We start from the raw sequence: 1,231 nt of genomic DNA, 5'->3' as shown, positions 1-1,231 counted from the left end.
GGTGAATCGCCACGCGTTTAACAGACACCTCAGAGTCATTTAAGATGACTTAAAGAGAGGTGCCCATGAGCGGTAAGCGTTATCCTGAAGAGTTTAAAACTGAAGCAGTCAAACAGGTTGTTGATCGCGGTTATTCTGTTGCCAGCGTTGCAACACGTCTCGATATCACCACCCACAGCCTTTATGCCTGGATAAAGAAGTACGGTCCGGATTCTTCCACTAATAAAGAACAGTCAGATGCTCAGGCCGAGATCCGCCGTCTCCAGAAAGAGCTGAAACGGGTTACCGACGAACGGGACATATTAAAAAAAGCCGCGGCGTACTTCGCAAAGCTGTCCGACTGAGGTACGCCTTTATCCGTGACAACTCCTGTTGCTGGCCTGTTCGCCTGCTCTGTCGGGTGCTGGATGTTCATCCCAGTGGTTTTTACGCCTGGCTTCAGCAGCCGCATTCACAACGCCATCAGGCAGACCTGAGACTGACAGGACAGATTAAACAGTTCTGGCTGGAATCGGGATGCGTCTATGGTTATCGCAAAATCCATCTGGATCTGCGTGACAGCGGGCAACAGTGCGGAGTAAACAGAGTCTGGAGACTGATGAAACGTGTCGGAATAAAGGCTCAGGTCGGATACCGAAGCCCGCGGGCACGTAAAGGCGAGGCCAGTATCGTGTCACCCAACAGGCTCCAGCGACAGTTCAATCCGGATGCTCCTGATGAGCGTTGGGTAACGGACATAACCTACATCAGGACCCACGAAGGCTGGCTGTATCTTGCCGTTGTTGTTGATCTGTTCTCACGCAAAATTATCGGCTGGTCCATGCAATCCCGGATGACAAAGGACATTGTCCTGAACGCACTGCTGATGGCTGTATGGCGGCGTAATCCCGAAAAACAGGTGCTGGTTCATTCGGATCAGGGCAGTCAGTACACAAGCCATGAGTGGCAGTCGTTCCTGAAATCACACGGCCTGGAGGGTAGCATGAGCCGTCGCGGTAACTGCCATGATAATGCGGTTGCAGAAAGTTTTTTCCAGTTGTTGAAACGTGAACGGATAAAGAAAAAGATCTACGGAACGCGGGAAGAAGCCCGCAGTGATATTTTTGATTACATCGAAATGTTTTATAACAGTAAGCGTCGGCATGGTTCTAGCGAACAGATGTCACCGACAGAATATGAAAACCAGTATTATCAACGGCTCGGAAGTGTCTAGATTATCCGTGGCGATTCA

General features: G+C 50.3%; 1 protein-coding gene. It reads left to right on the top strand.

Going from position 1 to position 1,231, the window contains the following annotated elements:
• Window positions 1-65 precede the first annotated feature (65 nt).
• Window positions 66-1,213, top strand: a protein-coding gene (locus ACOTX5_RS26530; RefSeq protein WP_085949497.1) for an IS3 family transposase whose coding sequence is annotated in 2 segments (ribosomal slippage) — window positions 66-303 and window positions 303-1,213 — 1,149 coding nt in all. Because the reading frame shifts where the segments join, the coding sequence is not laid out codon by codon here.
• The last annotated feature ends 18 nt before the right edge of the window (window positions 1,214-1,231 follow it).

This window comes from Enterobacter cloacae complex sp. IR5441, assembly GCF_049238215.1.
Classification (GTDB): domain Bacteria; phylum Pseudomonadota; class Gammaproteobacteria; order Enterobacterales; family Enterobacteriaceae; genus Enterobacter; species Enterobacter hormaechei_C.
Note: the sequence above shows the minus strand (reverse complement) of the source record. Positions and strands in the feature narration are given on the sequence as shown.